This is a genomic window from Actinophytocola algeriensis (assembly GCF_014203735.1).
Classification (GTDB): Bacteria; Actinomycetota; Actinomycetes; order Mycobacteriales; family Pseudonocardiaceae; genus Actinophytocola; species Actinophytocola algeriensis.
Window position 1 is genome coordinate 1 of record NZ_JACHJQ010000002.1, and the last position, 18388, is coordinate 18388.

An 18388-nucleotide genomic window follows, 5' to 3' on the forward strand; every position below is an offset into this window, starting at 1 on the left:
AGCGCGAAAAGTGCTCACCCACCGGCCGGCTACCACCAGGAGTGTGCCGGATAACCCACTCCCACCACTGATTAGGCGCGTTCAGGACATCGCCGGTGCCGTGAAAGCGCCTTTCACAGCACTACGGGACGTCGCGAAGGTGCGGAAGACGCCGGGGCGCCGGGGGGCGCAAGCCCCACACCACCCCCGAGGCTGCCTGCCATCCCAGAGACCTGCCCCTCCGGCGAGGAGCCGCCGGAGGCAAACCACCCAGCGAGGACGCCCATCCGGCGAGGACAAAGCACCCCACAGGAAGAACCTCCGACAACGACCACCAGAAGACGAACCCACACCGACCAACGGTAAGTCGACGCGCTCCACAATGGACGTCCACTGTAGAGCATCTACCAACCAAGAAGTGACGGAACCGACCCCCGCCGCCTGCCCGCGTGCTCAGGTGGCGGCCGCCTCGCTCTCGCCCTTCTCCGCCTCCGCGATGATCCGCCGCTCTTCGTCGCGGTTGGCGCGGTACTGGCGGATCGAGTACCCGAGCGCGGCCGCCCACACCGCGTAGATCACCGCGTAGACGGCCCACCGCACGCCGTCGCCCGCGTCGATCCAGTCGCTGCGCAGCAGGGTGCGCGCGTTGGTGAGGATGATGAGGCCACCGACCGCGGAGCCGAGCACGCGGGGCGGGACGTGCCGCACCAGCCAGGCCGCGATCGGCGCGGCGATCACCCCGCCGATCAGGAGTGCGAGGACCCAGCCGAAGTCGATGCCCGCCGAGCCGATACCGAAGAGGAACCCGAGGCTCGCGGCGACGGCGACGAGGAACTCGCTGGTGTCGATGGAACCGATGGTCTTGCGGGGCTCCAGGCGGCCGCTGGCGAGGATGGCGGGCGTGCCGACCGGACCCCAGCCGCCACCACCGGTGGAGTCCACGAAACCCGCGACCAGGCCGAGCGGGGCGAGGAACCGCTTGCGCAGCGGCTTGCCGAGGTTGTGCCGGGGCAGCCCGAACGTGGTGAACCGGACCAGGATGTAGACCCCGAGTGCGAGCAGCAGCAACGACATCACGGGCGCCGCGGTCTCGGTGGAGAGGCTCGACAGGAACGTGGCACCGGCGAAAGCGCCGACCGCGCCGGGAATGCCGATCTTCGCGACGACCTTCCAGTCGACGTTGCCGAAGCGCCAGTGGGAAATCCCGGAGACGAGGGTGGTGCCGATCTCGGCCAGGTGCACCGTCGCGGACGCGGCCGCGGGGTTGGCGCCGATCGCCAGCAGCAGGGTCGTGGACGTCACGCCGTAGGCCATGCCCAGGCTGCCGTCGACGAGTTGGGCTCCCAGGCCCACCAGGGCCAGCAGGACCAGTTGTCGCATCGCGCCCGTCCGTTCCGTCGGTTCGAATCCCCTGAAATCATCCGGAACCGGGCCGTCAGCGGCCAACCAGCTCCAGATCCCGGGACAGCCGGAAACCGAGCCTTGACGCCCGCGGGGAAGTGCGCACGATGGGATCTTCCGGAACGTCGACCGCGATACCTAGCCTGCAATGACGGCTTCTCTTTCGGGCAAGGAGATCAGGTGGCTTCCAAGCAGAGGTACAAGGTGCACCACTCGACGGTGCTCGACGCGGGCCCGGACGCCGTCTGGGCCGAGCTCCGCGACGTGCTGAAGATGGTGAAGATCATCTTCAGTGGCGGACTGGGGTCCGCGGAGTGGGTCGAGGGCGGCTCGCTCGACCGGGTGCCCTCCAGGTACAACTTCACGGTCGGGCCCGATCGTGACCTCTTCCAGCAGCAGGTCGCCGGGCGCGACGAGGTCCAGCGGTCGGTCACCTACCGGTCCGTCGCGCCGGTGCTCTGCGTCGTGGACTACGTCGCCACGTACCACGTGCGAGAAGTGACCAACGATCCCCACCGCTCCTTCCTGGAGTGGACGCGCGACGTCCAGGTCGCCGACGACACACAGCCAGAGGTGGTCGAGGCGGTGCTGGGCATGATGGCGGCTCAGATCGACGCCGTCCGCGACTTCTTCGCGCCGCCGGACCCGAGTTCGCAGCCGTAGGCGGGCCCACGACGGACGAGCACCGGACAGTCCCGGATTCGGCACCGCCATAGATACCCGGTCGACGCGGAGGTGACCGGGGGGGTGCAGGACGTCGTGCTGGCCATGCTGGCCAAGGACCGATGAACGCCGGGGCAGATCTACGTGACGCTCACCCGGCTGACGCTCCACACAGGACTGAACCGGCGTCCCGTCATCCACCACCTGCCCGCAGTGGAACCGCGCCGACTACATGGCGCACCGAGCGGAAATGGGTGGCGGACCCGATAGCCGTCGAGTGCCTGGTCGACCGACAATGTCGGTGCCAGTGAGGCGATCGGAGGATCCGCCCACCGTCCGGGCAGGAGGTACCGCGACATGGACATCACCCGCGCGACCGTGCACGGCGCCGGCGCAGTGCACCACCTGACCACGCGCGGCGGCCAACGGCTCGGCGTTCTGGTCGAGACTGAGAGGCGCAGCCTGTTCGTGTTCGGTGCGGAGGACCCCGACGCGCCGGCACAGACGATCGCGCTGGCGCAGGACGAGGCCGACCTGCTCGCGGATCTCCTGCACAGCAAGCCGACAGCCGACCGGCTGGCGGAGCTCGAGCGCAAGATCGCCGGAGCCACCGAGGGCCAGTGGCGGCGGACACCTCGGGAAACGTGAGTGTTCGGTCCGGCATCGGGCACGTCACGTCGTCGGCGTGCCGGGAACTCGTTGTCGAGGCCGAACGGGTAGTCGCGAAAAGGAGTTGGCGCGGCGGACGGCGATCCGATAGACCTTGCGGGCCCCGTCGACGGGGCCACGACACGGAGAGGAGGGATAAGCCATGACTGCCATGATCACCGCGCTTGTCACCTCCCGGGGCGCGCACCGCGTCTGACCCCGGAGCGGGACAGGCGCCGTCAACCGGAGCGTGCCTTACCGTGGAACAGAACCTGACCGTGCGCCCGATCGCCGGGCGCGACGAGCTCGATCTCTTCAACCGCATCCCCTACGGCATCAACGACGAGTTGGCCGACGACCTCGACGCCGGGCGGCGCAAGCCCGAATGGATGTGGGTCGCCCTCCTCGGCGACCGGCTGCTCGCCAGGGCCGCCTGGTGGGCGCAGAGCGGGGACGACGCACCGTTCCTGCTGGACATCCTCGACATCGACGACACCGCCGACACCGCCGACACCGCCGACGGCCGGGTGGACGTCGGCGAGAACCTGCTGCGGACCGCGCTGGCCCAGGTGGTCCCCGACGGTGCCACGCCACCCGAGTACATCCGGATGATCCCGTCCGACTGGCGGGACGACCCGACCACCCGGCGTGGCGTCGAGGACCGGATGCGGGTCGTCGAACGCACTGGTGCCACGCTGTTCGTCGAGCGGCTGCGGTTCGGGTGGCGGCCCGGCGCCCCGGTGCCCGATCCGACGGGACGCCTCGTGTTCCGGCCGGTCCGCGACACCGAGGAGATCCTCTCCCTGATGACGGCCGTCCTCGACGGGACGCTCGACGCGCACAGCAGGGATGACCTCACCCGCATGTCCGCCCGCGACGCGGCGGTCCGCCACTTCGAGGACGAGCTCGCGCACTACCGCACCCCGCGCGAATGGTGGCGCGTCGCGACACTGCCGGATGGCGACCCGGTCGGGTTCGTCACCCCGGCCCGCAACGACTACAACCCCATCATCGGGTACCTCGCCGTGCTCCCCCGCCACCGCGGCAACGGCTACATCGACGACATCCTCGGCGAGGGCACCCGTGTCCTGCACGCCCAGGACGTCCCGCGCATCCGGGCCGCCACGGATCTCGGCAACATCCCGATGGCGAACGCCTTCCTGCGCGCCGGATACGTCAACTTCGAACGGTCGATCAACATGACGTGGCACTGACAGCCGTCAGCGGGAGCATGGCGGGAGTTGTCGGGCGGTACCCCTCAGTACATATTTGATCACACTGGGGTTTGCTTGTGTGTGGGCAACGACGTTCTACCCAGCACGCTCATGTCTGTGAGGAGTGCCGTGAAAGGGTTGGCCAGAAGAATCACTGTCGGCCTTACCACCGTCGTGGCCGCCGCGAGCATGGTGGTGGCCCCCGCACCCGCCGCCGCGGCCACGATGGCCGTCCACTACGACTGCGCGGGCATGATGGTCGGGGGCCCGAAAACCTTCGACATCACGATCACCGCCCCGGCCACTGCCACGCGCGGCGTGCCGGTGACCGTGACCGTGAAAATCCAGAGCCACGTGCCGCTGGCGGTCGACGCGGACGCCGGTGACTACCGCGTCTACCACTCGCTCGTCCTCGGCGGTGCCGTGACCAGCTCGCACGGGATGGGCCCGATGACGAACCCGCCCTTCGACGAGGGCGAACTGTGGTGGGTGACCGGGAGCACGCAGCTCACGTTCGACACCGCGGGCACGGTGACGTACAAGCCGGGCCACATCACCTTCCACGCGCCGGGCGCCGTGGGTTGCCGCCCGAAGGACGCGTCGACGGTTCCAGTGCTGGCCGGCACTCAGGTCTCCTGACCCGGCGAGGCGGGGGCGTCAGCTGGGGTACGTGGTGGTCTCGGTGGCCTTCACCCCCGCCCACAACGGGGTGCCGGGACTGAGGTGGAGCTCGGCGACGGTGGCGGGGGTGACGTCCGCGAGGACCGGCGGCATGCCGTCGAGGCGGACCCGGACCGTGTGTGCGTGCTGTTCGACGTGGACGACCGTGACCGGCCAGCTGTTGCGGGGACCGCCTGCCGGCGGCCGCGGGTGCAGGCTGACCGCGGTCGGCGGGAACGCCACGTGGACCTGGCCGGTGGCGGGTTCGGCCACGGTCAGCTCGCCGCCGCCGGACGCGTCGTCGAGCGTGACGACGTTGTCCCGGGCGGTGCCCCGGTACAGGTTGAGGCCGACGAGCTGGGCGACGTAGTCCGTGCGGGGCTGCCGGGCGACCTGCGCCGGCGGGCCCTGCTGGACGATCTCGCCGTGCTCGATGATCACCAGGTGGTCGGCGAGGACCATCGCGTCGAGCGGGTCGTGGGTGACCAGCAGCGTGTGGCCGGGGTAGTCGGCGAGGTGGCGGCCCAGCTCGGCGCGGATGTGCACGCGGGTGCTGGCGTCGAGCGCGGCGAGCGGCTCGTCGAGCAGCAGCAGGCGCGGGTCGGTGGCGAGCGCCCGCGCGAGTGCGACGCGCTGGGCCTGCCCGCCGGACAGTGCGCGGGGCTTGGTGAGGGCGTGGTCGCCGAGACCGACCTTGTCCAGCCACTGCCGTGCCGCCGTCCGGGCCGTGGCGCGGTCGGTGCCGCGGGCGCGGAGTCCGAACGCGACGTTGTCGAGCGCGGTCATGTGGTTGAACAGCAGGTAGTCCTGGAAGACGACGCCGACCGGCCGGTGTTCGGTCGGGACGAACACACCGGGTGGCGCGTCCCAGCTGTCGTCGTCGAGCCGCACGGTGCCGTCGGTCAAGGGCACCAGACCGGCGAGCGCGCGCAGGGCGGTGGTCTTGCCCGCGCCGTTGGGCCCGAGCAGTGCGACCACCTGGCCGGGCTCGATGGTGAGGTGGGCGGCGAGCCGGAAGCCGGTGTCGCGGGCCACCACGAGATCCGCGTACAAGGTCATGCCGGGCTCGAGATCCACCTGTCCCGCAAGGAGACCAGGACGGTGACGGACAGGAGCAGCAGGACGATGGACAGGACGATGGCGGCGCCTGGGTCGGTCTCCAGCGCCAGGTAGACCGCGAGCGGCATGGTGGTGGTCTTGCCGGGGAAGTTGCCCGCGAACGTGATGGTGGCGCCGAACTCGCCGAGCGCGCGGGCCCAGCACAGCACCGTGCCCGCCACCACGCCGGGCGCGATGGCGGGCAGCGTGACGCGGCGGAAGGTCAGCCAGCGGGACGCGCCGAGCGTGGCGGCGGCCTCCTCGTAACGCGGGTCGGCACCACGCAGGGCGCCCTCGACGGCGATCACGAGGAACGGCATCGCCACGAACGCCTCGGCGATGACGACACCGGCGGTGGTGAACGGCAGCGAGATGCCGAACCAGGCGTCGAGGTGCTGGCCGATGATCCCCCGCCGGCCCAGCACCAGCAGCAGCGCCACACCGCCGACCACGGGTGGCAGCACGAGCGGCACGGTCACCAGCGCACGCAGCACACCCCGGCCGGGCAGGTCACCGCGGGCCAGGAGCCACGCGAGCGGTACGCCGAGGACGAGGCAGACGAGCGTGGCGAGGCTGGCGCAGACCACCGACAACAGCAGCGCCTGGCCGACCTCTTCGCTGAACAGCTGGTCGGCGAGGGTGGACCACGGCGCGCGCACCAGCAGCCCGGCGAGCGGGACGACCAGGAACGCCAGTCCGATCAGCGCGGGCACGGCCAGGACGAGCGGGAGCCGCCCGCGTCGACGGGCTCTGCGCCTGCCTGCGGAGCGGGTGGTCACGGGGCCCCGAAGCCGGCCTCGGTGAGCACGGCCGTGCCCTTGGCGGACAGGACGTGGTCGACGAATGCCTGGGCGTCGTCCGGGTTGGGCGCGTTGGCGCACACGGCGATCGGGTAGGGGTTGACGGCCTCGCCGGCCTCGGGGAACTCGATGCCCTCGACGTTGTCACCGGCGGCCAGCACGTCGGTCTTGTACACCAGCGCGGCGTCGACCTCGCCCAGCGACACCTTGGACAGCACGGCCTTCACGTCCTGCTCGAGGGTGTCGGGCGCGGCGGTGATCCCGGCCGCCTCGAACACCATCGCCGACGCGGCACCGCAGGGCACCTGCTCGGCGCACAGCGCGATCTTCAGGTCTGCCTTGGCGAAGTCCGCGAGACCGGTGATCTTCGCCGGGTTGCCATCGGGGACGGCGATCTCCAGCGTGTTCGTGACGAAGGTGACCGGGCTCGCGGTGACCGAACCCTCGTCGGTGACCTGGTCCATGTTCTTCGGCGCGGCCGAGGCGAACACGTCGGCCGGCGCGCCCTCGTTGATCTGCTGGGCCAGCGCGGAGCTGCCCGCGAAGTTGAACGTGACCTCGACCCCGGGGTGCGCGGCCTCGAAGTCCGCGCCGAGCCGCGTGAACGATTCCGTCAGCGACGCGGCGGCGAACACGGTGATGTCCCCGGAGATCGTCGGCGACCCAGCGGTACCCGCGCTCCCGGCGTCGGAGGACGTGTCACCGGACCCGCACCCGGCCAGTGCGAGGGCAGCGGCCGCGAGCAGGCCCGCGACGCGCGGGAAGCGGATCACTCACCCCTCCGGGATCTCGACCACGACGTGGGTGGACTTGATCGAGGCGACGGCCACGCTGCCCACCTCGAGGCCGAGCTCGTCGGCCGCTTCCCGGCTCATCAGCGAGACGATCCGGAACGTCCCGGCCTGCATCTCGACCTGGGCCATCACCCCGTCCTTGACCACCCGCGTGACGATCCCCTTCATCTGGTTGCGAGCGGACCTGGCGACGGTGACACCCGTGTCGGGGGTGTCGACCTGCCGCAGCAGGAACGCGGCGAGCTCGTGCCCCTCGATGGCCTTGCGGTTGTTGTCCCCCTGCACGACCGGCAGCCGTCCGAGTTCGATCCACCGGCGGACGGTGTCGTCGCTGACGCCCAGCAGACTCGCCGCCTCGCTGATCCGCAACTTCGGCATGCCGTGGAGTCTAACCACGCATACGCGGAGGGCAAGCAACGACTCGGCGGCTGCTGCGGATCCGGCACATCTGTTCGTGGGCCATACTGGGCCTTACGCTGTCCAGCCATGAAGGAGCGGCTCCTCGCGGAGCTCGACGCCCGCGTCTCCCGCCACCTGAACGGGGACTCCTCCGGCGTCCTCGACGAGCACGCGCTCGCGCTCGTCACGGAACTGGTGGGCGCGGGCGAGCCGGACGCGGGCAGCCTCTCACGCGTGGCCGCGCTGCACCTGTGCCGCTACGAGGCGCTGCCACGCGAGCACGCGGACACGGACCTGCGGATGGCGACGGTCCTGTACACGAAACTGCACGAGGTCGACCCCCGGCTGGTGCCGCCGGAGGTGCGGGAGCTCTTCGGGCTCCCTGGCCCGCACGACCGCGGCCTCGCGCTGTTGCGCGAGTACGAGCAGAGCGGCAGGCTCGACCACCTCGAACGCGCGATCTCGTTGTTCCGGCAGGAGAAGCTGGAGCAGCGGGCCGATTCCGCCGACAGCGCGCACGACCTGGGAACGGCGCTGTTGCGACGGTTCCAGCACACCGGGCAGCCCGCCGATCTCGACGAGGCCATCGCACTCGGCCGCGCGGCGCTGGCCGTCACGCCCATCGACCACCCGCTGCGCGTCGACCGGGCCGCCTGGGTCAGGTCCGCGCTCGGCCTGCGATCCGCGCGTTCCGGACATCGGTGAGTGGTCGTCTGGGAGACTCCGCCGCATGGGATTCTTCGGGCGGGACAAGGCGAACGACGCGGACGCCGACCGGGATGTGCTGGCGGGCCTGCTCTTCCAGGGTGAGGGCATGATCGAGCAGCTGGCCGAGGCGCACCGGTCGTGGGGGCTCGGCTCGGCCGACCGGTGGGGTCTCGACCAGTGCACGGGCACCATCTCGTGGACGTTCCCGGACAAGGTCGCGACCGCGCCCGCGCAGATCCTCGGCAGCTACAACCCCACCGCGGCGAGCTGGCTGTGGGCGTGGGCCAACAAGACCATCCTGCCGGACATGAGCCGCGACTCCGCCGTCGTCCGCGACTGGGGCGTCGAACACGGCGTCGACGTGCTCGCCCAGCCGAAGGCCACCGCAGACGACGAGACCGCCGCCAGTCTCGCCGCGCTCGCCGTGCGGATCACCCGCGCGACGGGCTTCTACCGCGGCACCGGGAGCGCGTCGTTCCCCGTGATCACGTTCGGGCCGGTGACCCTGACCGCCGCGGACGGCTCGACGTCGACGTTCGCCATCAGCGTGGCCGATGGCACCGACGAAACTCCTTAGCCCGCAACGGGATCCGCAGCACCCGAGACGGGGGCCGCCGGGTGTTCGACCAGTGCGAGGACCCGGCCGGCCATGAACCGCGCGGTGCGGACCGGGACACCGGTCCGGGTGACCTCCACGACCTCGACCACCCCGCGGCCGGTGCTGATCTCCACCCGCCGCCCGGCGCGGGTCGCCACGACCTCGTAGATGCGGGTCGTGTCGCCCGCATCGACCACAATCTCGACCCGGTCACCCTTCATACCCTCGATTGTATCGCACTCGTGTTCGATATCAACGTCTCAGCCGAACTCGTGGTTCGCAGTCAGGTCACGGTGTCGCCCAGGCCAGGCGGTTGGCGTGGATCTGTGCTGCCGAGCAGACGCCGCCGCGGGCCACATTCGCGGTTTCGCTGAACGCCCCTCGAAATCCACCGGGCAAACGTCCCTCCCGTGCCAACGTATATCGCTTGCGGCAGGACCCGGGGTGCCGCACAATCGGCGGCCGACGCCAGGACCGGGGCGGAATTGGGCGAAATGGGTGGTTCATGTTCGATGTGATCATTGCCGGGTGCGGGCCGACCGGAGCGCTGCTGGCCGCCGAACTGCGGCTACACGATGTGCGGGTTCTCGTTCTGGAGAAGGAAACCGAGCCCGTGTCGTTCGTCCGCATCGTCGGTCTGCACATTCGCAGTATCGAGCTGATGGCAATGCGCGGACTGCTGGATCGCATTCTCGAACACGGAAGAAAACGTCCGGCGGGCGGATTCTTCGCCGCCATCGACAAACCCGTGCCCGAGGGCCTGGATTCCGCGCACACCTATCTGCTGGGCATCCCGCAGCCGGTCATCGTCCGCCTCCTCGAAGAACACGCGGTCCGGCTGGGTGCACAGGTCCGGCGTGGCTGCGCGGTGGCCGGTTTCGAGCAGGACGACGATGGGGTGACCGTCGAGCTGGCCGACGGCGAACAGCTGCGTTCACGCTATCTCGTCGGCTGTGACGGCGCACGCAGCACGGTGCGCAAACTGCTCGGCGTCGGCTTCCCCGGCGAGCCGGCACGGACCGAGACGCTGATGGGCGAGATGGAAGTGGGTGTGCCGAGGGAGGAGATCGCCGCCAAGGTCGCCGAGGTCCGCGAGACCCATCAGCGGTTCTGGCTCCGGCCCTTCGGCGAAGAGGTCTACAGCGTCCTGGTTCCCGCCGCGGGTGTCAGCGACCGCGCGGAACCGCCCACCATCGAGGATTTCAGACAACAGCTGCGCGTCATCACCGGAACCGATTTCGGGGTGCACTCCCCGCGCTGGTTGTCCCGCTTCGGCGATGCCACCCGGCTGGCCGAACGGTACCGGGTCGGGCGGGTGCTGCTGGCCGGCGATGCGGCGCACATCCATCCACCCATCGGCGGACAGGGCCTCAACCTGGGCGTTCAGGACGCGTTCAACCTCGGCTGGAAACTGGCCGCACAGGTCCGCGGCTGGGCGCCGGAACCACTGCTGGACACCTACCAGGCCGAACGTCATCCGGTCGCCGAGGACGTGCTGGACAACACCCGCGCCCAGACGGAACTGCTGTCCACCGAACCGGGCCCGCAGGCCGTGCGCAGGCTGCTCACCGAACTGATGGACTTCGACGAGGTGAACCGGCACCTGATCGAGAAGATCACCGCGATCGGCATCCGCTACGACTTCGGTGCCGGCCCCGACCTGCTCGGCCGCCGCCTGCGCGACATCGGCCTGAAACAGGGCCACCTCTACGACCGGCTACACCGGGGCCGCGGCCTGGTACTCGACCGCACCGAACGCCTGACCGTGGAGGGCTGGTCCGATCGAGTCGACCTCATCGCGGATCCCACCGCGGCACTGGATGTTCCGGCCGTCCTGCTCCGCCCCGACGGCCACGTCGCCTGGATCGGCGAGCACCAGCAGGACCTGGACGACCACCTCTCCCGCTGGTTCGGTTTGCCGTGAAAGGCGCGTTCAGGACATCGCCGGTGTTGTCAATGGCGCGTTGAGGGCGTTGAGCGCCCTGAACGCGCCTTTCACAACATGACCAACGCCGCGAAAGCGCCTTTCACAGCACAACGGACACCGTGAAGGCGCGCAGGCGCGAAGGGGGTGCGAGCCCCACACCACACCCGAGGCTGCCTGCCATCCCAGAGACCTGCCCCTCCGGCGAGGAGCCGCCGGAGGCAAAACCCACCCGGCGAGGACACCCATCCGGCGAGAACAACAACCCCGTCGGGCAGAACGTCCGGCGAGAACGACCACGAACCCACCCCAGCCAACGCAAGTGGACACAGCACTAGACTCGGTGCTGTGCCGCGAGTGGGTGTTCTCCTGGCCGTTGGCCTGGTCGCGGCTTTGGTGGTCGCGGCTTTCGTGCTGCCCGTGCCGGATCCGGCCCAGCTGCGGACGTGGGCGGCGGGCGCGGGGGCGGCGGCGTGGGCGCTGATGTTCCTGGCCTACGTGGTGGCCACGCTCGTCCCGATCCCGCGCACGGTGTTCTCCCTCGCCTCGGGCCTGCTGCTGGGTCCGGTGGTGGGCGTGGCGGTCGCGCTGACCGCGACGGCCGTCAGCGCACTGCTGAGCTTCGCGCTGGCCCGGTCGCTGGGCAGGCGGCTGGTGGCCCGGCACCTGACGAGGACACCCGTCCAGGCGGTGGACCGGCGGCTCACCGGCGGCGGCTGGCTGGCGGTCGCGTCACTGCGGCTGATCCCCGCGATCCCGTTCCTGCCGACCAACTACGCGTGCGGCCTGTCGTCGGTGCGGCCGCGCCCGTACCTGGCGGGCACCATCGCGGGCAGCGTCCCTGGCACGGCCGCGGCAGTGGCCCTCGGCGACACGCTGACCGGCACCACGCCGCCCGCTTTGCTGGCCGTGTACGCGGTGTGTGCGCTGGCGGGCGCGGCCGGTCTGTGGTTCGCGATCCGCAGGCACCGGCTCGAGCCCGCACTGGCGGAGTGACGTCACGGCCTGCGGGACACGACCGTGCGCGGGGACAGGCGGCCTTTCGCCGGCTCGCGGGTGATGGCGCCCGAGGACGCGGCGGAGGTCAGGACGCCGACGGTGTCGGCCGGGCGGTAGATCGTCTCGTGCAGGGTGTGGTGTTGCAGGTCCGCGACCGTGCAGGTGCCCCGCCTGGCCAGCTCGTCGAGCAGCGCGCGGCGCAGCGGCAGCAGCTGCGGGGTGAGCGAGATGTCGACCAGCGAGTGCTCCGCGTCGCGCGGATCGCGGTAGCGGATGCCTGCGAACTCGTCCGCGGCCCACAGCTCGTTCTTGAACGTCGCCAGGTGCTTGTCGCTGCTCGTCGCGAACAGCAGGAGCCGCACCCGGCGGTCGTCGTCGGCCAGTTCCACCGTGACCGCGTACGGCAGGCCCGCAGCACGCAGCCGGGTCCGGTACTCGGTCACCTCGTCGGCCGCGGCCGGTGGCAGGGCGAGCAGCACCTCCCGTGCCTTGCCCGGCCCGAGCGACGCGACCAGGCGCCACGCGGTGGGCTCGTCGAGCGCGCCGGCACCGACATCGAGGTGCGCCAGCACGGGGCCGGTCACCGTCAGGTCTGCCGGGTCCGCGACCGACCGCAGTGACAGTCCAGGCGCCGCGCCCAGCTCCGTCAGGGCGGTGGTGAGCGACCCCAGGATCACGACGTCGAGCTGGTGGCCGGTGAGCCGGTCGGCGAACTCGCCGAACACGCGCAGCGCGGACGTGGCGAAGTCGTCGGGGACCGTCTCGACGTAGGTGGCGCGGCGGTGGGACCGCAGCACGGCCGGTGTCCAGGCGTCGAGGTAGCGCACCAGCAGCTCACGCATCACCGCTGTGTGGGGGTCCGGTCGCTCGGCGCGCACGGCCATACACCGGTTGTACCGCGATCACCCGCCCCGCGCCAGCGGTCAGCCGAAGCCGACCTCGGCGGCCGGGGTCACCGCGATCGAACGCCCGGCGTACTGGATGACGCCGAACGTCGTGTTGTGGTGGTCGATGATCTGCGCGGCGGTCGGCACGACACCGTCCGGACGGTCCGGTGTGGAGTGGCCGTCGGCCACCAGCACCAGGTCGTAGCCGTGGGACAGCGCGCTGCGGCTGGTGGAGTCGACGCAGTACTCCGTGGCGTAGCCGGTGACGGCCAGGCGGCGCACGCCCATCTCGGCCAGCACCTCGCCGAGCCCGGAACCGAGGAACCCGTCCGCGCTGTCCTTGTCCAGCACCACATCGCCTGGCCGGGGCGCCACCGCGGGGTGCACGTCGGCGGGCGCGCCGAGCCGCTGCCGCAGGTAGACGACCGGCACCCCGGCTGCCCTGGCGCGGTCGGCGAGGTCCGCGACCCGGGACAGGCACGCGTCGAGGTCGTGGGCACCGGTCAGCAGCGCGGGCTGCAGGTCGATGATGAGCAGTGCGGTGTCGGCCATCCCCCGACCCTAGGGCCGGCCGCTCAGGGAATCACCCCGATGCGGGCGCCACCCCCGTGTGGTCCACTGCGGCATGGCCCGAGACCGAACCGACCGCTGGCACCGCTACTGGGACAAGCAGTCCGCCGGTTACGACAGGACGATGGCCGCGATGGACCGCCGGTTCCTCGGCGAGTCGCGGCGCTGGGCGTGTGAGCAGGCCGAGGGCGACGTGCTCGAGGTGGCCGTCGGCACCGGGCTCAACCTCCCCCACTACCCGGACGGCGCGCGGGTCACCGGCGTCGACCTCAGCGACGGCATGCTGGCCGGTGCCCGCCGCCGCGCCGCCGACCTCGGCCACCCGGTCACGCTCCGGCAGGCCGACGCGCACGCCCTCCCGTTCGCCGACGCCTCGTTCGACACCGTGGTGTGCACCCTCGGGTTGTGCGCGATCCCCGACCACGAGAAGGCGATCGACGAGATGGTCCGGGTGCTGCGGCCGGGCGGTGCGCTCATCCTCGTCGACCACGTCGAGAGCGCCAACGTGTTCGCCCGTGTCGTCCAGCGCGTCATGGACGTGGTGTCGGTCCCGTTGGCCGGCGAGCACTTCCGGCGCCGCCCGGCCCGTCTCGTCGCCGCCCGCGGCCTCGACATCGAGCGCGGCGACCGTTTCAAGCTCGGCATCATCGAACGGCTGGTGGCCCGCAAACCCGTGTGAGGACACCGGTGTCAGGGTCTTCCCTGATTCGCCGCCCTGCCTCGTGGGGTAGGAAAGTGGCCATGCGAAGGGGCATTCACACCGTCGCGGTGCTCACAGCGGCCGCGACGGTTCTGACCATGGTTTCCGGAATGGCCGCCGGTGCGCCGGCTGGCACCGAGCTACGAGAGGGGCGCGGGCTCGCCGCCGACATCCGGTACACGGAGTACGGCATCCCGCACATCAAGGCCAAGGACTTCGCCGGGCTGGGCTACGGCTACGGGTTCGCCGCCGCGCAGGACAACGTCTGCGTGCTCGCGGACACGTACCTGACCGTCGACGCCCAGCGCGCGAAGTACCTCGGCCCGGACGCGCCGGCGAACACCGCGTTCGGGGCGGCGCGCGACAGCCTGGCGAGCGACCTGTACTTCCAGCAGGTCAACGACTCCCGGGTGGTGGAGCGCGCGGTCGCCGCGCAGGACGGTCCGCGCGAGGAGGTCCGGGAGCTCGTCCGCGGGTACGTCGCCGGGTACAACCGCTGGCTGCGGGACACCGGGGTGTCCCGCATCTCGGATCCGGCGTGCCGCGGCGCCGCGTGGGTGCGCCCGATCCGCGAGTCGCAGGTGTACCGGCACTTCCACGCGCTGTCCACGATCGCGGGCCAGGGCCAGGTAATCGACAGCATCGCCGCGGCGGCACCGCCCACCGCGCCGAGCACGCCCGCGCCGGTGCCGCCGGACGCGGCCGAGCGGGTGCGTGCCGCGCTCGGCGACCGCGCCGACATGGGCAGCAACGCGATCGCGGTCGGCAAGGACGGCACCGCGAACGGGCGCGGGCTGCTGCTCGGCAACCCGCACTACCCGTGGCACGGCGGCCGCCGGTTCTGGCAGTCGCAGCTGACCGTGCCCGGCAAGCTCGACGTGAGCGGCGGCAGCCTGCTGGGCATCCCGATGATCCAGATCGGCTTCAACAAGGACGTGGCGTGGAGCCACACCGTCGCCACCCCCACCACGTTCGGCCTGTACGAGGTGCGCCTCGCGCCGGGCGACCCGACGACCTACCTGGTCGACGGCAAGGCGGAACGCATGACGAGCAGGCGGGTGCGCGTCGAGGTGCGCCAGGAGGACGGGTCGACCGGGACCGTGGAGCGCACGCTGTACTCGACGCGGTACGGACCCGTGCTGTCGCCGGTGTTCGGGCTGCCCCTGGACTGGACGACGGCCACCGCCTACACGATCCGCGACGCCAACCAGGGCAACATGCGTGGCCTCAACACGTGGTTCGACCTGGCACGCACCCGCAGCACCAAGGACGTCGTGCACGTGCTGTCGCGCACGCAGGGTGTGCCGTGGGTCAACACGATCGCCACCGACCAGTCCGGTCGCGCGCTGTTCGCCGACATCCAGGTGGTCCCGCACGTGACCGACGAGCTGGCCGCGCGCTGCAACACCACGCTCGGCAAGGCGATCTTCCCGAGGTCCGGCATCTCGGTGCTCGACGGTGCGCGCGGTGACTGCGCGTGGGGCCGCGACCGGGACGCGCTCGTGCCGGGCACCTTCGGGCCCAGCAGGATGCCGGTGCTCACGCGGAGCGACTACGTGGCGAACTCCAACGACAGCGCCTGGCTGGCCAACCCGCACCAGCCGATCACCGGTTACCCGCGGATCATCGGCGACATCGGCACCGAGCGCGCCCCTCGGACCCGCATGGGCATCACGGCGGTCGAGGAGCGGCTGGGGTCGTTCACGCGGCGGTCCATGCAGGACCTGTTGTTCGCCGACCGCAGCTTCGTCGGTGAGCGGGAGGCGAGCGCGGTGGCCGAGCTGTGCGCCGCGCTGCCCGGCGGCCAGGCACCGACGTCCGGCGGCGGCACGGTCCCCGTCGGCGACGCCTGCACCGCGCTGTCCGAATGGGACAGGACGATGCGGACGGGCAGCCGTGGCGCGCTGCTGTTCGAACAGTTCTGGCTGCGGGCCGCGGACGCCCTGGAAGCACCGGACCTGTGGCGGGTCCCGTTCGACCCGGCCGACCCGGTCGCGACCCCGAACACCCTCGACACGGCGAACCCGGCCGTGGCGGTGGCACTCGGCGACGCGATCGCCGAGCTGCGGGCGGCGGGCATCGCCCCGGACGCCCCGCTCGGCGAGAACCACTACGTCGTCCGCAACGGCGAACGGATCCCCATCCACGGCGGCCACAACGCACACGGGGTGCTCAACATGATCATCCCGGCGTGGGACCCGGCCGCCGGCGACGTCGAGGTGGTGCACGGTTCGAGCCACATCCAGACCGTGTCGTTCACCGGCGGCCGCTGCCCGGACGCGACGACGCTGCTCACCTACTCCCAGTCGAGCAACCCGAAGTCGCCGCACTTCGCCGACCAGACGAAGCTGTTCTCGGCCGGGAAGTGGGTCCGCTCCCGCTTCTGCGAGGGCGACATCCTGTCGTCCCCCGCGCTGAAGGTGGTGCGGTTGCGCTGACACCTGACCGGCGGTGCGCCTGCAGGGCGTGCCGCCGGTCCGCGCATCAGCCGACGCGTTCGACGACGGCGCGGCGGATCAGGAACCTGCCCGGTTCGCGGACCTGTTCGAAGGCGGCGAGGTCCACCACGGCATGGCGGTTCTCGATGCGGGCCGCGGACTGGGCGTCGGGCGCCGCCCGCTGCCGCGCGATGAAGGTGAGGTTGTTCCGCAGCGCGGTGTCCAGTCCCTGGCACGACTCCGCGGCCGAGGCCTGTCTCATCGGTCGCTCCTTCTGTCCGCGGTTGCCAACCCGGGAGACGATCAGTCCGCGCCAAGTGATTCACACCAATGTCGGCGCCAGTCCGGCCACCGAGAGTCCCCCGATCGTGTCTCTCCGCGTCGACGGCTCGGTTTTGTCGGTGCCCAGTGCCACACTCGCCCGTGTCAACGGTGACGTGACATCTGGGAGGTAAGTGATGACCGGCGTTCGCGTGCTCGTCGGCACCCGCAAGGGTGCTTTCGTGCTGACCTCGGACGGTGCCCGCACGGACTGGGAGGTGTCCGGGCCGCACTTCGGCGGCTGGGAGGTCTACCACGTCGCGGCCTCGCCCGTGACCCCTGACCGGTTGTACGCGGCGCCGTCCACGGCGTGGTTCGGTCAGCTCATCCAGCGTTCGGACGACGGCGGGAAGTCGTGGGAGCCGGTCGGCAAGGAGTTCGCCTACGACGGTGATCCCGGTACGCACCAGTACTACGACGGCACGCAGGTGCCGTGGGTGTTCAAACGCGTGTGGCACCTCGAGCCGTCGTTGTTCGACGCCGACGTGGTGTACGCGGGCATCGAGGACGCCGGGTTGTTCCGCACCGCCGACGGCGGCGCGAGCTGGCACGAGCTGCCCGGCCTTCGCGAGCACGGCACCGGCCCGTCATGGGGCCCTGGCGCGGGCGGGTTGTGCCTCCACACGATCATGCAGCACCCGGACGACGCGCAGCGGCTGTTCATCGCGATCTCGGCGGCCGGGGCGTTCCGCACCGAGGACAGCGGCAAGTCGTGGACCGCGATCAACCGCGGCCTGGTGTCCGACGGCATCCCCGACCCGGACGCGGAGGTGGGCCACTGCGTGCACCGGCTCGCCATGCACCCGTCGCGGCCGGACACGCTGTTCATGCAGAAGCACTGGGACGTCATGCGGTCCGACGACGCCGGGGACAACTGGCGGGAGATCAGCGGCAACCTGCCGACCGACTTCGGGTTCCCGATCGCGGTGCACGCCCACGAGCCGGACACGATCTACGTCGTCCCGATCACCAGCGACTCCGAGCACTACCCGCCGGAGGGCCGCCTGCGCGTGTACCGGTCCCGGTCCGGCGGCGACGAGTGGGAACCGCTGACGGCGGGGCTGCCGCAGGAGAACTGCTACCTGAACGTGCTGCGAGACGCCATGGCCGTGGATTCGCTGGACGACTGCGGCATCTACTTCGGCACCACCGGCGGCCAGGTCTACTGCTCCCCCGACGGCGGCGACACGTGGTCGCCGATCGTGAGCCACCTGCCTTCGGTGCTGTCGGTGGAGGTGCAGACCTTGTGAGTGTCCGCGTCAAGCTGCCCACACACCTGCGCAAGCTCGCGGGTGTCGAGGGCGAGGTGCGCCTCGACCTCGCCGAGGAGGTGACGACGGACGCGGTGCTAGCAGCCTTGGAGGCCCGCTATCCCGTACTGCGAGGCACCATCCGCGACGCGACCACGGGCCGCCGCCGCGCCTACGTCCGCTACTTCGCATGCGAGGAGGACCTGTCCCACGACCCACCGGGCAAACCACTACCCAAACCCGTGGCGGACGGCTCGGAACCCTTCCTGGTGGTGGGGTCCATGGCGGGAGGCTGACAACGCGCAACCACTGCCCCGGGGAGAGAAGGGGAGGGAGA

General features: G+C 71.0%; 21 protein-coding genes. 12 read left to right on the forward strand and 9 right to left on the reverse strand.

From position 1 onward, the window contains the following. Window positions 1-432: 432 nt before the first annotated feature. A complete protein-coding gene (locus FHR82_RS06265) occupies window positions 433-1359 on the reverse strand; it encodes a sulfite exporter TauE/SafE family protein (protein ID WP_184809354.1) in 927 nt (308 codons plus the stop codon). Between the two features lie 201 nt (window positions 1360-1560). On the opposite strand from FHR82_RS06265, the gene FHR82_RS06270 reads away from it, so the two are divergent. The 4 genes from FHR82_RS06270 (at window position 1561) to FHR82_RS06285 (ending at window position 4544) form a co-directional block, all read left to right on the forward strand. Then, on the forward strand, window positions 1561-2043 hold the full coding sequence (locus FHR82_RS06270) for an SRPBCC family protein (RefSeq protein WP_184809355.1): 483 nt from the start codon (window positions 1561-1563) through the stop codon (window positions 2041-2043). A 357-nt stretch (window positions 2044-2400) separates the two neighbouring features. Next, a complete protein-coding gene (locus tag FHR82_RS06275) occupies window positions 2401-2691 on the forward strand; it encodes a cation:proton antiporter regulatory subunit (protein ID WP_184809356.1) in 291 nt (96 codons plus the stop codon). A 260-nt stretch (window positions 2692-2951) separates the two neighbouring features. Next, window positions 2952-3905 carry a GNAT family N-acetyltransferase gene (locus FHR82_RS06280; protein WP_184809357.1) on the forward strand — a complete coding sequence of 318 codons (954 nt, stop codon included), beginning with the start codon at window positions 2952-2954 and terminating at the stop codon, window positions 3903-3905. Window positions 3906-4034: 129 nt separating this feature from the next. Further along, window positions 4035-4544 (forward strand): hypothetical protein, encoded by a 510-nt coding sequence (locus FHR82_RS06285; RefSeq protein ID WP_184809358.1) that lies wholly within the window; start codon window positions 4035-4037, stop codon window positions 4542-4544. An 18-nt stretch (window positions 4545-4562) separates the two neighbouring features. Here the strand turns inward: FHR82_RS06285 and FHR82_RS06290 are convergent, their stop codons facing one another. From FHR82_RS06290 to FHR82_RS06305, 4 genes are read right to left on the reverse strand one after another with little or no spacing between them, the layout of a single operon-like run. Then, on the reverse strand, window positions 4563-5624 hold the full coding sequence (locus tag FHR82_RS06290; protein ID WP_184809359.1) for an ABC transporter ATP-binding protein: 1062 nt from the start codon (window positions 5622-5624) through the stop codon (window positions 4563-4565). Further along, entirely contained in the window at window positions 5621-6442 is an 822-nt protein-coding gene (modB, locus tag FHR82_RS06295; RefSeq protein ID WP_184809360.1) for a molybdate ABC transporter permease subunit, read from the reverse strand. Before modB ends, FHR82_RS06290 begins: the two co-directional genes overlap by 4 nt. After that, entirely contained in the window at window positions 6439-7236 is a 798-nt protein-coding gene (gene modA / locus FHR82_RS06300; RefSeq protein WP_311770916.1) for a molybdate ABC transporter substrate-binding protein, read from the reverse strand. Before modA ends, modB begins: the two co-directional genes overlap by 4 nt. Continuing rightward, window positions 7237-7635: a TOBE domain-containing protein gene (locus FHR82_RS06305; protein WP_184809361.1), complete on the reverse strand. Its 399-nt coding sequence runs from the start codon at window positions 7633-7635 to the stop codon at window positions 7237-7239. 108 nt (window positions 7636-7743) lie between these two features. Between FHR82_RS06305 and FHR82_RS06310 the strand changes: the two genes are divergently transcribed. Next, a complete protein-coding gene (locus FHR82_RS06310) occupies window positions 7744-8361 on the forward strand; it encodes a hypothetical protein (RefSeq protein ID WP_184809362.1) in 618 nt (205 codons plus the stop codon). Window positions 8362-8386: 25 nt separating this feature from the next. Beyond that, window positions 8387-8941: a DUF6882 domain-containing protein gene (locus tag FHR82_RS06315; protein WP_184809363.1), complete on the forward strand. Its 555-nt coding sequence runs from the start codon at window positions 8387-8389 to the stop codon at window positions 8939-8941. On the opposite strand, the gene FHR82_RS06320 is transcribed toward FHR82_RS06315, so the two are convergent. Beyond that, window positions 8938-9183 (reverse strand): DUF8836 family protein, encoded by a 246-nt coding sequence (locus FHR82_RS06320; protein ID WP_184809364.1) that lies wholly within the window; start codon window positions 9181-9183, stop codon window positions 8938-8940. The genes FHR82_RS06315 and FHR82_RS06320 overlap by 4 nt on opposite strands. Window positions 9184-9467: 284 nt before the next feature. Here FHR82_RS06320 and rox point away from each other — a divergent pair, with 284 nt between their 5' ends. Continuing rightward, on the forward strand, window positions 9468-10886 hold the full coding sequence (gene rox, locus FHR82_RS06325) for a rifampin monooxygenase (RefSeq protein WP_184810369.1): 1419 nt from the start codon (window positions 9468-9470) through the stop codon (window positions 10884-10886). A gap of 348 nt (window positions 10887-11234) precedes the next feature. Continuing rightward, complete coding sequence (locus FHR82_RS06330; protein WP_311770917.1) at window positions 11235-11882, forward strand: TVP38/TMEM64 family protein; 648 nt, start codon at window positions 11235-11237, stop codon at window positions 11880-11882. 2 nt (window positions 11883-11884) lie between these two features. Here FHR82_RS06330 and FHR82_RS06335 read toward each other — a convergent pair whose 3' ends face one another. Both FHR82_RS06335 and FHR82_RS06340 read right to left on the reverse strand, forming a co-directional pair. Further along, complete coding sequence (locus FHR82_RS06335) at window positions 11885-12769, reverse strand: hypothetical protein (protein WP_184809365.1); 885 nt, start codon at window positions 12767-12769, stop codon at window positions 11885-11887. Between the two features lie 39 nt (window positions 12770-12808). Further along, window positions 12809-13324, reverse strand: a complete 516-nt coding sequence (locus FHR82_RS06340; RefSeq protein WP_184809366.1) for an isochorismatase family protein — start codon at window positions 13322-13324, stop codon at window positions 12809-12811. Window positions 13325-13397: 73 nt separating this feature from the next. Here FHR82_RS06340 and FHR82_RS06345 point away from each other — a divergent pair, with 73 nt between their 5' ends. Further along, a complete protein-coding gene (locus tag FHR82_RS06345) occupies window positions 13398-14021 on the forward strand; it encodes a class I SAM-dependent methyltransferase (RefSeq protein ID WP_184809367.1) in 624 nt (207 codons plus the stop codon). Window positions 14022-14083: 62 nt separating this feature from the next. Continuing rightward, entirely contained in the window at window positions 14084-16480 is a 2397-nt protein-coding gene (locus tag FHR82_RS06350) for a penicillin acylase family protein (RefSeq protein ID WP_184809368.1), read from the forward strand. A 46-nt stretch (window positions 16481-16526) separates the two neighbouring features. Here the strand turns inward: FHR82_RS06350 and FHR82_RS06355 are convergent, their stop codons facing one another. After that, window positions 16527-16742, reverse strand: coding sequence for a hypothetical protein (locus FHR82_RS06355; protein ID WP_184809369.1), 216 nt, complete (start codon window positions 16740-16742; stop codon window positions 16527-16529). Window positions 16743-16938: 196 nt separating this feature from the next. Between FHR82_RS06355 and FHR82_RS06360 the strand changes: the two genes are divergently transcribed. Both FHR82_RS06360 and FHR82_RS06365 read left to right on the forward strand, forming a co-directional pair. Further along, the gene (locus FHR82_RS06360; protein WP_184809370.1) at window positions 16939-18051 is read left to right on the forward strand and encodes a WD40/YVTN/BNR-like repeat-containing protein; all 1113 of its coding nucleotides are present in this window, start codon (window positions 16939-16941) and stop codon (window positions 18049-18051) included. Then, entirely contained in the window at window positions 18048-18347 is a 300-nt protein-coding gene (locus FHR82_RS06365) for a ubiquitin family protein (protein ID WP_184809371.1), read from the forward strand. Before FHR82_RS06360 ends, FHR82_RS06365 begins: the two co-directional genes overlap by 4 nt. Window positions 18348-18388: the final 41 nt, after the last annotated feature.